This window comes from Pseudomonas sp. C2B4 (assembly GCF_013359695.1).
Lineage (GTDB): Bacteria > Pseudomonadota > Gammaproteobacteria > Pseudomonadales > Pseudomonadaceae > Aquipseudomonas.
Window position 1 is genome coordinate 49,866 of sequence record NZ_JABFMU010000011.1, and the last position, 14,001, is coordinate 63,866.

Genomic DNA, 14,001 nt, shown 5'->3' on the forward strand with positions numbered 1-14,001 from the left:
CTCCCGCAGGGGCTACTGCAGGCTGCGATTTTTTTGCAGCCTCGTTTCACACGACAGCTGCACACGCTTTACAACAACGGAATCGCATAGTTGATGATGAACCGGCTCTGATCGACATCCCGGCCCGCATCGGTGTTCGACTGGCCGTTACGCAACGAGAAGCCGACGTTCTTGAACGTACCCGACTGAATCACATAGTCCAGGGTCATGTCGCGCTCCCATTCCGATTGATCCCCGCTGTTCTGTACCTTGATCCCGGTGCCTTTGAGGTAGGCGATCGACGCCCTCAGCCCCGGCACGCCCAGCGCCGCGAAGTCATAGGTGTACTGACCGAAACGGGTCTGCTCGCCCGCCCGGGTGAAGCTCTGGATCATGCGGTCAGTAGGCAGGTAGACGCTGCCGCCACCGGCGCCTTTATCCGGCAGGCTGCCCTGGTTGGGCTGGACAAAGTTGCTGCCATCCCCGACCTGTTGATACCCCAGCGCCACCGCGTGACCGCCATTGGCATAGGTGATCATCGCGGCCCAAGTGTTGTTGTCGATTTCACCGTCGTTGTTTTCGGTGTAACCCGACACCCGATAGCCTTGTGCCCGGCCAGCGGCCGAACTGTTGGCACCGCTCGAGGTGGTGCGGAAGTAACGCAGGTCGGTGGTGATCGAACTGGTGCTGTCGATGGGCAAGAGGTGGGTCAGGCCGAAGAAGTTCTGGTTGTAGAAATCCTCCAGCTGAGCGAAGTAGTACTGGGCCTTGAGGTTTTTGGTGACCTCATAGTCGCCGCCGGCGAAGTAAAACTTGTTGCTGTCCCGGGTGGCGCCGGCGACCGACAGACCGGTGCGATCCGTCGAGGCACGCCCCACGGCCTGCTCCAGCAAACCGCCGGTCAAGGTCAGGCCATCGATGTCTTTGGAAGTGACCTGGGTGCCGGTGAACGACTGCGGCAACACGCGGGCATCGTTGGAAATCAGGATCGGCAGTTTTGGCAACAGCGTGCCGTAGCGCAACTCGGTTTTACTGATGCGCATCTTCGCGGTCGGGCCGAAACTGCTCCAGCTGTCGGCGGCATCGTCACCGTCCGACGGGATCATGCCGCTGCCGACGTGGCGCCCTTTTCCGCTGTCCAGCGTCACGCCGAGCAGGGCCTGGGCATCGAGGCCGAAACCGACCGCGCCCTGGGTGAAACCGGATTCGTAGCGCAACACGAAGCCCTGGGCGGTTTCTTCGGTTTTCGACGGGGCGGCGGTGCCGTCGCGGTTGTCGCTGTTGAAGTACAGGGTGCGCATCGACAGTGTGGCTTTGCTGTCTTCGAAAAAGCCGTGGGTATCGGCGGCCTGGGCGCACACCGAGCCGGTGGCTAGAAGAATCGCAGTGGGAATTGCTCGTTTGAACATACGGGGCTCCTGGGAATTTCTTATCGTTATTTGGGTGTTTCGTTGCTAATTCGGGCGCGCAAAATTCCGCGCCCGATGAATGAACATGGGTGTCATGTTTTTTTGTTTTCTAGCGGCGTGCGCATTTATGGATTGGCGGGTCACTTTGGAGAGCCAAAGCGCGGCAGCCTGACAGCCGACCTGGCTGTTACGGGTGCATTCAATCCCCTGTGGGAGCGTGGCTTGCCCGCGATGACGGCCTGACAGCCGCCCCACCCCTCACAGATATGTCCCTGATCCAAATGTGGGAGCGAGCCTGCTCGCGAATGGGCCATGCCAGCCAACATTTGTGCTGTATGACACACCGCCTTCGCGAGCAGGCTCGCTCCCACAATGGATCGGCACCCCCCCTGCTTTTCACCACCCATCAGGCCGACGTCAAAACTCGTGAAACTCTTAAAACATTTCAGGAAGCGATTATCAAACAAGATGAAAGTAGTTTTCGTAGAGGGATAAGGCTTGTCGCGCAGAGATACGAATTGCCGACGTAATTGAAAATCCTGCCATCGGGTTTTCATCGACTCATTCCTGCCCGCATCAAACATCGCGCCCTGCCCAACGATGGTCGATACTGCTTTTCACCCCCCGTACCGAGGAAAAGCAAGATGCCCCTGACTCTGTACTACCACCCCCTCTCATCCTTCTGCCACAAGGTCCTGATCGCGCTCTACGAACACGGCATCGCATTCGAGAAGCGCATCATCGACCTGGCCAATGAGGCCGACCGGGCCGAGCTTCGTTCGCTGTGGCCAATCGGCAAATTCCCGGTCATCCGTGATCACGACCGGCAGCGCAACGTGCCGGAATCGAGTGTCATCATCGAGTACCTGGACCAGCTGTATGTCGGCCAGCATCAGCTGATTCCCGACGATTGGGACACGGCGTTGCAGGTGCGGTTGTGGGACCGCTTTTTCGACTGCCACGTCCAGGAGCCGATGCAACAGATCGTCGCCGATCGCCTGTACGCCACCCACGGCGACCTGACCAAACAACGCACCGCCCTGCTGACCGCCTACACCCTGCTCGAGCGCCAGCTACAGGACAGAACCTGGGTTGCCAGCCCGGACTTCAGCCTGGCCGATTGCTCCGCCGCCCCGGCCCTGTTCTATGCCAGCACCCTCGTGCCCTTCCCCGCCGGCTGCCAGAACCTGAGTGCGTACTTCGAGCGTTTGACCCAGCGACCGTCGTTCCAGCAGGTCATCAAGGAAGCCAGGCCCTGGTTTTCCTACTACCCCTATGCCGAGGCCATTCCTGAACGGTTTCGCTAGCCGCCAGACCACTTGATCGAGGCCGCCCGACGCTTGGCCCGCGCTTTGCTTTAGCTGATTTCGCTGAAGGGTAAACACCCACATTGGTGGAATCGCTGGAGGTACGCATGGCGGGGCAAGCAACGCTGGCAGTGGTGTTGGCTGTACTGGCGGCTATCGTGATCGTCATGGCCGCGGTGTTCGTGGCCGCCGCGGCGGCGCTGGTCACGGCGGCCACCTTCAGCGCCATCGGCATTGCCGACAAGGTCATGCCGGACATTCAGCCCCTGGCCGTCCTGGCCCTCACGCCGAACCAGGCAATGATCATGGCGACCATGCAAGCCGGGGGGCTGACGACCATCACCGAGTTCATGCAGCAACTCAATCTGGTCATGATCACGGCCACGCTCTAACACCCCCCCTCCCTTGTGGGAGCGAGCCTTTGTGGCGAGGGGATTTAGCGAAACGTCGCACCGCCCCGCTCGGCTGCGAAGCAGTCGTAAAACCATCGTCCGCAGAGTATCTGATACGCAGTGGCTTTCGATTTCGGGGCTGCTGCGCAGCCAACGGGGATAAATCCCCTCGCCACAAAGGCTCGCTCCCACAGGATTTTTCTGTTGCCCCGTAAAGCCAACCCATCACAGGGAAATTCCCCAATATCGGGGGGACTTTCGCCGGGCCGGTTGCGCGGGTGGCGATCCGGGCCTATGGTCCAGACGAAGCATTGCCACAACCCATGCGTTGAAGGTTGATGGCAATCCACCGAGGATCCAAGCAGCGAGGTGACGACATGCCGAACGACTCCCGCCCTGCCGTGCTCGAACTCATCGGTAACACGCCGCTGGTGCGTGTCAGCCGTTTCGATACCGGTCCCTGTACCCTGTTTCTCAAGCTCGAATCACAGAACCCCGGCGGTTCGATCAAGGATCGCATCGGTTTGGCGATGATCGACGCCGCCGAACGCGATGGCCGTCTCAAGCCCGGCGGCACCATCGTCGAAGCCACCGCCGGCAACACGGGCCTGGGACTGGCGCTGGTCGGCCGGGCCAAGGGTTACCGCGTGGTACTGGTGGTGCCGGACAAGATGTCCACCGAAAAAGTCCTGCACCTCAAGGCAATGGGCGCCGAGGTGCACATCACCCGTTCCGATGTCGGCAAGGGCCACCCCGATTACTACCAGGACGTCGCCGCGCGTCTGGCCGCGGAAACTCCCGATGCCTTCTTCGCCGATCAGTTCAACAACCCGGCCAACCCGCTGGCCCACGAATACAGCACCGCGCCGGAGATCTGGGCGCAGACCCAACATGATGTGGACGCCATTGTCGTCGGCGTCGGTTCGGCCGGCACCCTGACTGGCCTGACCCGGTTCTTCAAGCGGGTACAACCCGACCTGGAAATGGTGCTGGCCGACCCGGTGGGTTCGGTGATGGCCGAATACAGCCGCAGCGGCACCCTAGGCACCCCCGGTTCCTGGGCCGTGGAAGGCATTGGCGAGGACTTCATTCCGTCGATCGCCGACCTGTCCAGCGTGCGCCACGCCTATTCGATCAACGACGAGGAGAGCTTCGATCACGCCCGCCAACTGCTGCGCGCCGAAGGCATTCTCGGCGGTTCGTCGACCGGCACCCTGCTGGCGGCGGCGCTGCGCTATTGCCGCGAACAGACCGAGCCGAAACGGGTGGTCAGCTTCGTCTGCGACACCGGCACCCGGTACCTGTCGAAGGTCTACAACGACCAGTGGATGTCCGATCAGGGCCTGCTGGCGAGCAAACACTATGGCGACCTGCGCGACCTGATCGCACGGCGTTTCGAGGATGGCCGGGTGATCAGCGTCGGCCCGGACGACACCCTGCTCACCGCGTTCCAGCGCATGCGCCTGGCGGATGTGTCGCAACTGCCGGTGCTGGTCGGCGGCAAGCAACTGGTCGGGGTGATCGACGAATCCGACATTCTGCTCAACGTGCAGAACGGCGAGGCGCACTTCCGCATGACCGTGACCAGCGCCATGACCGACAAACTGCAAACCCTGCCTCCCGACGCCAGCCGGGCGCAACTGCAGGACGTACTCGACCGCGGGCTGGTGGCGATCATCGCCGACGCCTCGGGCTTCCACGGCCTGATTACCCGGGTCGACATGCTCAATCACTTACGGAGAACCCTTGCATGAGTCAGCCTGATAAAAACGCCGCCCCACGCGGCTTCGCCACTCGGGTGATCCACGCCGGCCAGACCCCGGACCCGACCACCGGGGCGCTGATGCCGCCGATCTATGCCAACTCCACCTATCTGCAAGACAGTCCCGGGGTGCACAAGGGCTTCGACTACGGACGCTCGCACAACCCGACCCGTTTCGCCCTGGAGCGCTGTGTGGCGGACCTCGAAGGCGGCACCCGGGGCTTCGCCTTCGCCTCGGGGCTGGCGACGATCTCCGCCGTGCTCGAACTGCTCGATGCCGGTTCGCACGTTGTTTCCGGCAACGATCTGTACGGCGGCACCTTCCGCCTGTTCGACAAGGTGCGCCAGCGCAGCGCCGGGCACCGTTTCAGCTACGTCGACCTGACCGTCCCGGGCGCCTTCGAAGCCGCGTTGCAGGACGATACCCGCATGGTGATGGTCGAAACGCCGAGCAATCCCCTGCTGCGCCTCACCGACCTGGCCGCCATCGCCCGCACCTGCCGTGACCGCGGCATCATCTGCGTGGCCGACAACACCTTTGCCAGCCCCTGGATTCAGCGGCCGCTGGAGCTGGGTTTCGACATCGTGCTGCACTCGACGACCAAATACCTCAACGGCCACTCCGACGTGATCGGCGGCATCGCCGTGGTCGGGCAGAACGCCGAACTGGCCGAGCGCCTGGGCTTCCTGCAAAACGCCGTGGGCGCCATCGCCGGGCCGTTCGACGCCTTCCTGACCCTGCGCGGCGTGAAGACCCTGGCGCTGCGCATGGAGCGCCACTGCAGCAATGCACTGGAACTGGCGCAATGGCTGGAACGTCAGCCGCAGGTGGCGCGGGTCTACTATCCGGGCCTGCCCTCGCACCCGCAGCATGAATTGGCGCGCAAACAAATGCGCGGTTTTGGCGGGATGATCTCCCTCGACTTGAACACTGACCTTGCCGGTTCGAAGCGCTTCCTGGAAAACGTGCAGATCTTCGCCCTGGCCGAGAGCCTGGGCGGCGTGGAGAGTTTGATCGAACACCCGGCGATCATGACCCACGCCACCATCCCCGCCGACACCCGCGCGCAACTGGGCATCGGCGACGCACTGGTGCGGTTGTCCGTGGGGGTCGAGGATATCGAGGACCTGCGGGCGGATCTGGCCCAGGCGTTGGCCACGATTTAAGGACGCACAAACACACCGCTCACTTCCCCACCGTGCCCGGCACGGTGGGAGATACAGGCGTCAGCGGCCCTGGTCTTCCGGGTCCACCCAATCCACCGCATGCAGCGCGAGATAGCGTTTTACCGCCACGCCCAAGGTCGGGAAAAACGCGTCTTGACCAAACCGCTCGAACAACCCGAAGCGCTTGAGCTTGTCCTTGACCGGGTCTTTCATCTCGGCCAGGCACAACTCGATGCCTGCTGCGTTTAGGGTTTCGTCGAGCTCGGCCAACATGTCGGCGGAAGTCACGTCCACGCTGGTCACCGGTTCCGCCGCAATCACCAGCCAGCGCACCGGGGTTGGCGATGCCGCCACCGCGTCCAGCACCCGTTCATGGAACAACTCGGCGTTGGCGAAAAACAGCGGCGCATCCCAACGAAACAGGACCAGGCCAGGTATCAGGCTCGCATCGGGATAGCGCTTGATGTCATGGTAGCCCTGCACGCCTTTGGCACGACCCAGTACCGTGGAGTACGGACGCCAGCCATCCCAGAGGAATTCGATGACGGCGACCACAATGGCCAGGCCGATCCCCTCGATCGCGCCGAACACCGCCACACCGACGGTGCAGACGATCGACAGCCAGAATTCCCAGCGCTGGATGCGATAGATGCGCCGCAGGTCGGTGATTTCGATCAGGCCGATGGCGGACGCGATCACCACGGCCGCCAGTGCACTGTTGGGCAGATGCTGCAACAGGTCCGGCGCCACCAATAGCAAAACAGCAACCGCCAGCGCACCGACAATGCCAGTCAGTTGGGTTTTGGACCCCGCCGCTTCGGCCACGGGGGTCCGCGACGAACTGCTGCTGATGGGAAATCCCTGGAAGAAACCGGCCGCCAGGTTGACGATGCCGAGCCCGACCATTTCCTGATTCGGGTCCACGTAGGTACGGGTCCGTGCCGCATAGACGCGAGAAAGCACGCTGGTGTCGGCAAACGAGACAAGGGCGACGGCAACCCCGCCGATCAACACCGGAACGAAATCGGCCGTGGTGATCCACGGGATGGCAAACGCAGGCAAGCCCTGCGGAAGCGAACCGAGGACCTTCACCCCGGCGCTCGTGCCGAGATCCAGCACACCCACGGCGACGGTGGCCGCAACCACGGCGATCAGGATGGTCGGCAGGCGTTTATAGCGCTTGAGCAGCAGGATCACCGCCAGGGTCAATGCGCCGATCACGAAGGTGGTCCAGTTGGTTTTCCCCTCCATCACCGCCGTGGCGATGGCCCACAGGTTTCGCAGTGGCCCGTCGGTTTCAATGGAAAAGCCAAAGAGCTTGGGCAACTGGCTGATCAATACCGTCAGCGCGATCCCGTTCATGTAGCCGTAGCGGATCGGTTTTGAAAGCAGTTCCGTGATAAAGCCCAGGCGCGCGATGCCGGCCAGGATGCACACGGCGCCGGAGACGATGGCCATCATGCCCGCGAGGGCGACCGCGCGATGCGGATCGCCCCCCGACAGTGGCAGGACCACCGCCAGAATGACGGCCGCCAGCGAGGAATCCGGCCCCAGCACCAGGATCCGGCTAGGCCCGAATAATGCGTAAGCGAGCAGCGGAATGATGGTCGCATACAGGCCATAGATGCCGGGCACCCCCGAAGCCACCGCATAGGCGATACCGACGGGCACCAGCATGGTGGTCAGCACCAGTCCGGCGACGATGTCGTTGCGCAACCAGGCGATCTGGTATCGGCGCAACGTCAGCAATCCCGGCAGCCAGCGGCTCCAGCGGTTCTGATCGTCGCCGGTATCCCGACGGGCAATCCGCCCCGGTTCCGGGTCGGAGGGCGAAACATCCGATTGGCTCATCGCTCACCTACTCCTCAAAGCGACCTGTGGTGTCACGGTCGTGCTCGTATCGACGGGCCAGTGGAAACGCCGGCAACCACGATTCGCGACGCACCGTCCAGCTTTCGTAGGTGGGCTTCAATTGGTCAGGGGCGTCGAGTGAACCCAGGTTCACTTCGATTTCGTCCGCGGTGCGGGCGAAAACAGAGGAACCGCAGCGCGGACAGAAGTACCGCCCGGCGAAGTCGCGGGTTTCACCCTCGATGGTCACCGCTTCCTCCGGGAAAATCGCCGAAGCATGAAACAGTGCCCCATGGTGCTTGCGGCAGTCGAGACAGTGACAAAGACCCACCCGGTACGGGCGTCCCGACGCCACAAGTCGAACGTTGCCGCACAGACAACCGCCGGTGAATCGGTCCATGTTGCGTCTCCTCTTCAGCCAAACGGTCGAAATCTCAGTGCGTGAGACAGTTCAATCATAGACCTCAGGGAACGCGACGTGCCTTTCGATGACAGCCATCGATATCAGCGCCGCCACCCTCTGTGGCGAGAGGATTCAGCGAAACGTCGCACCGCCCCGTTCGGCTGCGAAGCAGTCGCCAATCCGGACGACTCGGCCTGCTGGAGCGGGCACTGGGGCCGCTTCGCGACCCAACGGGGATGAATCCCCTCGCCACAGATATCGGGCCCGCAAGTATGAGAACACCATTAAGCCGCAATGCGCCCTTGTCTTTCGACAAGGGCGCAACCGGCTCTAATCAATCATCAGAAGTCTTGCGAGGTCGGCCGCAGGACGATCTCGTTGATGTCGACATCAGCAGGCTGCTCGATTGCGTAAGCGATGGCCCGTGCGACCGACGCCGCCGGAATCGCCTTCTTGTAGAACTCGCCCACCACCTCGGCGCTTGGCTGGTGGCCGCTGCCGAACTTGAGTTCGGAATCGACCGCCCCCGGCTCGATGGTGGTCGTGCGGATGTTTCCGCCGACTTCATGACGCAGGCCGTCGGAGATGGCGCGCACGGCGAATTTGGTGCCGCTGTAGACCGATCCGCCCGGGCTGAACACCTTGATGCCGGCAACCGAGGAAATGTTGATGAAGTGACCGCTGGCTTGTGCCTCGAACAGCGGTAACGCTGCCGCGATGCCGTACAGCACGCCCTTGACGTTGATGTCGATCATGCGATCCCACTCATCGACGCGCAGTTCCGCGATGGGAGAAATCGCCATCAGCCCCGCGTTATTGATCATCACATCAACGCGACCGAACACCTCCACCGCCTTGCCGACCAGCGCAGCCAAGTCCTCTTTGCGCGTGACATCGATGGGATGGGCAATCGCCTTTCCGCCCTGCTCCGTAATCTCCCGGACAATCGCGTCCAGACGATCCTGGCGGCGAGCGCCGAGCACCACATGGGCGCCGAGAGCTGCCAGATGACGTGCCGTTGCTTCGCCCAGACCGCTGCTTGCACCGGTGATGACGACCACTTTGCCCTGGATGTTTTGACTCATGTTCAGCGCTCCTGTTGAGGCTTGCTTGGGTTGATGGGTTCAGGATGCGCTGGTTTTATCTGCCAGAAAATGGAAGAGTTCGGATTTGAGAATTCCACTTTCTGGAACAGGAGTTGACGGCAATGCTCAACCGCATGGAGTTGATCCGCATTTTTTCGGTGGCGGCGCAGTCGACGACTTTTCGTGATGCCGCCACCCGCCTCGGCACCTCACCGCAAACCGTGACGCGAGCCATCAAGGAGCTCGAACGCACCTTCGGGGAGCTGTTGTTCCACCGCAGCACGCGGCAGGTTCACGTCACGGCGTTCGGCGCCGAACTCGCCGTACAAGCCCGGGAAACCCTCGAACGGGTCGATCAGTTGTTTATCGCCAACAGCAAGCCCGAGGAAAAAGGTCTTGTCGGCCGCGTCGGCATCACCGCGCCGCACGCCATCGGCAAGCTGTACCTGATCGAATTCCTGAAACCGCTGATGCGGGAAAACCCTGGCCTGAGCATCGACCTGAGCCTTGATGACCAACTCACCGACGCCGTGGCCAGCAAGATCGACATCGGCATTCGTATCGGCGCCGTACGTGACCGGCGCTACATCGCCAGGACGGTTGCCCGTGTCGAGCTGAAAATCGTGGCGACGCCGTCACTCATCGACGACGTCCAATACCCGGACACCGTCGAAGCGCTGAAGCGCCTACCCCTCTCGATGCTGATGGATCGCAACAACGGCCGCCCCTGGCCGTGGGTGCTTGCCGAGGGCCAGGCGTTCCTCCCCGCCTCCCCGGCATTCACCTGCGACGATCCCGAAACCGAACGTGAGCTGGTGCTGACGGGGCTCGCCTTCGGGCAGATGCCCGGCTATCTGGCGGAACCGTACCTGTCCGAAGGGCGACTGGTCGAGGTCATGCAACACGAGGCTCCGCCACCGTCCGAATTGATCATGTACCGCCCGCAGACAGGACCGGTGGCGCCCCGCGTCAGGCTGGTGTACGACCACCTGGTCAAGAGCTTCTCCGATCCGGGGCTCTTTCCGCAGAGCAAGCACTGACACAGACAGGACGGTGAACGCTTGCTCTTGCAGGCATCCCCAATTCCCTGTGGGAGCGAGCCTGCTCGCGAAGGCGGTGTGTCATTCAACATACATGTTGACTGGCCTGGCCCCTTCGCGAGCAGGCTCGCTCCCACAGTTGGATATTGAATGAGATCAAACGTCAGGTGTTCCCGGCCACTTCCGCTGCCACCTCCACCAGCAACTGTCGAAACCACTGGTGCGCGGGATCGTTGCGATAACGAACATGCCAGGCAATCTGCACCGGAAAGGTTCCAAGGTCGACGGGCGCCGGCACCACCTTTAGCCGTGGGTCCTTGGCGATGTGATTGCAAACGAGCCGAGGCAAGGTCGCGCAATAGTCGGTGACCGCGATGATCTCCGGCACCGCCAGAAAATGCGTCACTGAAATGGCCAGTTCCCGTCGCAGGCCCTGGCGCTCAAGCGCCTGGAACAACCCTGCCCTGAGTCGCCCCGGTGGCTGGATGTTGACGTGCCGCAGCTGCTCATATTGCTCGCGCGACAGGGTGTCTTGGATCTCGGGATGGTCTACTCGCACGACACACGCCAGGCCATCGTCCATCAAATGCTGAATGATCAAGTTGTCGGGCGGATCGACGATGCGGCCAAGCACCATGTCGGTGGTTCCCGAGATCACGCCGGTTTCCGCCAGGTCACTGCCGAACGGCATCAGGGCCATCTTTATCCCGGGTGCCAACTGTCGAAGCCGGGCAATGATGCTCGGCATGAGCACGATTTCAACGTAGCTATTGGCCGCAATGGTGAAATGTCGGGTAGCGGTCGCGGGATCAAAGTGCTGACGCCCGACGAGGACCTCGTCAAGCCTGGCCAGGGACTCAGCGATGACGGGCGCAATCTCCAGCGCAAACTGGGTCGGTTTGATGCCGTAGCGCTCACGGATGAACAGCGGGTCCTGCAAGGCGTCACGCAGCCGATTCAAAGCATTCGACAGCGCCGGCTGAGTAATGCCCAGGCGCAGTGCCGCACGCGTGACGCTGCGCTCCTCGATCAGCGCAATAAAAACCGGTAAAAGATTGAGGTCGTAGCGCATGAGTCACTGCCGGTGGGGTTGGCTGGCGTGATGCCGTAGGGATCATCTTGCTTGATATCTAAAATTCATTCAGTCGATTTTCGGAATATCTGAGGTTGAATCATAGTTGAGCCACCGTCCGCCGGCCTGTCCGCGTTCTGCGTGATCGCCGCCAACCACCCATGAGGTCCATTTCGTGAGCAAAGCGCCCTACGTTCCCCCCAAGGTCTGGAAAAACAATGCGCCGTCTGGCGGCCAGTTCGCGAGCATCAACCGTCCCGTGGCGGGCCCGACCCATGAAAAAACACTGCCGATCGGCAAGCATCCGTTGCAACTGTATTCGCTGGCCACACCCAATGGCGTGAAGGTGACCATCCTGCTTGAGGAGTTGCTGGCACTGGGGCATGACGACGCCGAGTACGATGCCTGGCTGATCCGCATCGGCGAGGGCGAGCAGTTCTCCAGTGGCTTTGTCGAGATCAATCCGAATTCGAAGATCCCCGCGCTGCTCGACCGTAGCGCTGAACCGCCGATCCGGGTCTTTGAGTCCGGTTCGATCCTGCTCTACCTGGCAGAAAAATTCGGCGAGTTCCTGCCCACCGATCCTGCCGGACGCACCGAGACCCTGAATTGGCTGTTCTGGCAGATGGGCTCGGCGCCTTACCTGGGCGGTGGCTTCGGGCACTTCTACGCCTACGCGCCGGAGAAGCTCGAATACCCGATCAACCGCTTTACCATGGAAGCCAAGCGTCAGCTGGATGTGCTCGACCGCCGCCTGGGCGAAAGCCGCTACCTGGCCGGTGACCACTACAGCATCGCCGATATCGCGGTCTGGCCCTGGTACGGTCAGTTGGTGCGGGACAAGGTGTACTCGGCCGCCGAATTTCTATCGGCCCACCAGTACACCCATGTGCAGCGTTGGGCAGAGGACATCGCCAACCGGCCCGCGGTCATCCGGGGCCAGCGGGTCAATCGGACGTGGGGCGATGAGGCCAGCCAGGTGCCCGAGCGACACCTGGCCGAAGACCTGGACTGAGGTTCAGACAGGCTTGAAGCAGTAGGCAGCCAGTTTGTTGCCGTCGAGGTCACGGGCGTACGCGGCATAGGCATGAGGCGCCCAGCCTCGCGGCCCCGGTTCGCCTTCGCAGGTGCCGCCAGCGGCAAGGGCCGCGGCGTGGAAGGCATCGATAGCCGCTCGATCCGGCGCCTCGAAGCTGACGGTCACACCGTTGCCCACGCTGGCCGGGGCACCGTTGGCGGGTTTCAGGACGAAAAAGGAGGGAGCGCTCTCACCCCATATCGACCCCTTGTCATCCAGGTCGGCGATGCGCTTTTGGCCAAGCGCGCCAAGCACATTGTCGTAAAAGGTCCGGGCTTTCTGCAGATCGTTGGTTCCGACGGTGACATGAGTGAAGACGCTCATTGTTATGCTCTCTCGGGTAGACACGTGGGTGGGTTTTGCAACTTCGACCGCACACGACCGGTCTGGCGATCATCGCCAGGTCGGTGGTGTGAATGATCAAAAGGGATAACGGTGCGAATACGGGGCTTCCTTGCCCCGGTCGCCAATCAGAGCGTGGCGTCGATTTTTTTCGCCGCGTCTTCGCTGACCCAGGCGTGCCACACCTGCGGGTGTTCCTTGAGGAACATCCTGGCCAGTTTGGGCGATTCGATGCGTTCGCTGGTCATCCTTGCCAGGTTCTGGTTCAGCAGTTCGATGGGAATGTTGACCTTCTCCAGGACCGCGACCAGCTCGGGTGCCTGTTCATGAAAGACACTGGAGAGTCCGACCATGGTGACGACGTTCTTGTCGACACCGGCCTTTTCTTCCAGTCTTATCGCATCGATCTGTCCCATCAGCGGCGTCGGTGACCAGTAGTAGAAAAGCACCGGTTCACCGCGTTTGTAGCTGGACAGGACCGCCGCATCCAATGCCGCACCGGTGCCTGGGCGGAAATTGGTGAAGGTGTTTTCAAGACCATACTCTTTCAACATCTCGGTATTGTCCTGCTCACAAATCCATCCCGCAGGACAGTTGTAGAAGCGGCCCTTGGATGGCTCCTCCGAATCCTTGAAAACGCCCGGGTATTGGCTCAGGTCGGCGACTGTCCGAAGGTCGGGGGCCTGCGCGGGCCGTTTGCGCCTGGCGTCCCCCTCGACGACATAGCGCGGCACGTACCAGCCCTGGGTGGCGCCAATGATCGGCGCCCCCACGCCGACGACCTTCCCGGCCGCCGCGGCTTTTTTCCAGACTTCGCTGCGCTCCATCCACTCTTCCGCGAACACCTGAATGTCGTTGGCGGCCAGGGCAGTTTCAAGAATGATGGTATTGCCGACCAACTGGTCTGTTGAGCAGCCGTAGCCCTCCTTGAGCACGATCATCATGATGTCGGTGAGGAGCATTCCGCTCTCCCAATTCAAACCGGCAAACTTCACCGACTTGCCCGAATCACACCACCCTGATGCCTGGCTCGAAGCACTGCCAACGAGCAAACCAAGGGCGAGTAACGAGGCCAGCCAATTCTTTCTGTTGTTCATGATCAGACGCTCCGAAA

At 61.8% G+C, this 14,001-nt stretch carries 14 protein-coding genes; 6 read left to right on the forward strand and 8 right to left on the reverse strand.

Going from position 1 to position 14,001, the window contains the following annotated elements; translation table 11 throughout:
• Nucleotides 1-68 precede the first annotated feature (68 nt).
• Together HNQ83_RS10575 and HNQ83_RS10580 are read right to left on the reverse strand one after the other, a co-directional pair.
• Nucleotides 69-1,388, reverse strand: coding sequence for an OprD family porin (locus HNQ83_RS10575; protein WP_175388893.1), 1,320 nt, complete (start codon nt 1,386-1,388; stop codon nt 69-71).
• A gap of 140 nt (nt 1,389-1,528) precedes the next feature.
• Nucleotides 1,529-1,945 carry a hypothetical protein gene (locus HNQ83_RS10580; protein ID WP_175388894.1) on the reverse strand — a complete coding sequence of 139 codons (417 nt, stop codon included), beginning with the start codon at nt 1,943-1,945 and terminating at the stop codon, nt 1,529-1,531.
• A gap of 87 nt (nt 1,946-2,032) precedes the next feature.
• On the opposite strand from HNQ83_RS10580, the gene HNQ83_RS10585 reads away from it, so the two are divergent.
• From HNQ83_RS10585 to HNQ83_RS10600, 4 genes are all read left to right on the forward strand, one after another.
• Nucleotides 2,033-2,695, forward strand: coding sequence for a glutathione S-transferase family protein (locus HNQ83_RS10585; protein ID WP_175388895.1), 663 nt, complete (start codon nt 2,033-2,035; stop codon nt 2,693-2,695).
• A gap of 107 nt (nt 2,696-2,802) precedes the next feature.
• Nucleotides 2,803-3,087 (forward strand): hypothetical protein, encoded by a 285-nt coding sequence (locus HNQ83_RS10590; protein WP_175388896.1) that lies wholly within the window; start codon nt 2,803-2,805, stop codon nt 3,085-3,087.
• Nucleotides 3,088-3,464: 377 nt separating this feature from the next.
• Nucleotides 3,465-4,841: a pyridoxal-phosphate dependent enzyme gene (locus HNQ83_RS10595; RefSeq protein ID WP_175388897.1), complete on the forward strand. Its 1,377-nt coding sequence runs from the start codon at nt 3,465-3,467 to the stop codon at nt 4,839-4,841.
• A complete protein-coding gene (locus tag HNQ83_RS10600) occupies nt 4,838-6,016 on the forward strand; it encodes a PLP-dependent aspartate aminotransferase family protein (protein WP_175388898.1) in 1,179 nt (392 codons plus the stop codon). The genes HNQ83_RS10595 and HNQ83_RS10600 overlap by 4 nt, the downstream gene beginning before the upstream one ends.
• Nucleotides 6,017-6,076: 60 nt before the next feature.
• On the opposite strand, the gene HNQ83_RS10605 is transcribed toward HNQ83_RS10600, so the two are convergent.
• The 3 genes from HNQ83_RS10605 to HNQ83_RS10615 all read right to left on the reverse strand — a co-directional run bounded on the left by HNQ83_RS10605 (nt 6,077) and on the right by HNQ83_RS10615 (nt 9,355).
• Complete coding sequence (locus tag HNQ83_RS10605; protein ID WP_175388899.1) at nt 6,077-7,867, reverse strand: SulP family inorganic anion transporter; 1,791 nt, start codon at nt 7,865-7,867, stop codon at nt 6,077-6,079.
• Nucleotides 7,868-7,874: 7 nt separating this feature from the next.
• The gene (locus HNQ83_RS10610; protein ID WP_175388900.1) at nt 7,875-8,267 is read right to left on the reverse strand and encodes a GFA family protein; all 393 of its coding nucleotides are present in this window, start codon (nt 8,265-8,267) and stop codon (nt 7,875-7,877) included.
• Nucleotides 8,268-8,611: 344 nt separating this feature from the next.
• Nucleotides 8,612-9,355, reverse strand: a complete 744-nt coding sequence (locus tag HNQ83_RS10615) for an SDR family oxidoreductase (protein ID WP_175388901.1) — start codon at nt 9,353-9,355, stop codon at nt 8,612-8,614.
• Nucleotides 9,356-9,477: 122 nt separating this feature from the next.
• On the opposite strand from HNQ83_RS10615, the gene HNQ83_RS10620 reads away from it, so the two are divergent.
• Complete coding sequence (locus tag HNQ83_RS10620; RefSeq protein ID WP_175388902.1) at nt 9,478-10,395, forward strand: LysR family transcriptional regulator; 918 nt, start codon at nt 9,478-9,480, stop codon at nt 10,393-10,395.
• A 163-nt stretch (nt 10,396-10,558) separates the two neighbouring features.
• Here the strand turns inward: HNQ83_RS10620 and HNQ83_RS10625 are convergent, their stop codons facing one another.
• The gene (locus HNQ83_RS10625) at nt 10,559-11,467 is read right to left on the reverse strand and encodes a LysR substrate-binding domain-containing protein (RefSeq protein ID WP_175388903.1); all 909 of its coding nucleotides are present in this window, start codon (nt 11,465-11,467) and stop codon (nt 10,559-10,561) included.
• Nucleotides 11,468-11,642: 175 nt separating this feature from the next.
• On the opposite strand from HNQ83_RS10625, the gene yghU reads away from it, so the two are divergent.
• Entirely contained in the window at nt 11,643-12,482 is an 840-nt protein-coding gene (gene yghU, locus HNQ83_RS10630; RefSeq protein WP_175388904.1) for a glutathione-dependent disulfide-bond oxidoreductase, read from the forward strand.
• A gap of 3 nt (nt 12,483-12,485) precedes the next feature.
• Here yghU and HNQ83_RS10635 read toward each other — a convergent pair whose 3' ends face one another.
• Nucleotides 12,486-12,869, reverse strand: coding sequence for a VOC family protein (locus HNQ83_RS10635; protein ID WP_175388905.1), 384 nt, complete (start codon nt 12,867-12,869; stop codon nt 12,486-12,488).
• Between the two features lie 146 nt (nt 12,870-13,015).
• Nucleotides 13,016-13,984: an ABC transporter substrate-binding protein gene (locus tag HNQ83_RS10640; protein WP_175388906.1), complete on the reverse strand. Its 969-nt coding sequence runs from the start codon at nt 13,982-13,984 to the stop codon at nt 13,016-13,018.
• Nucleotides 13,985-14,001: the final 17 nt, after the last annotated feature.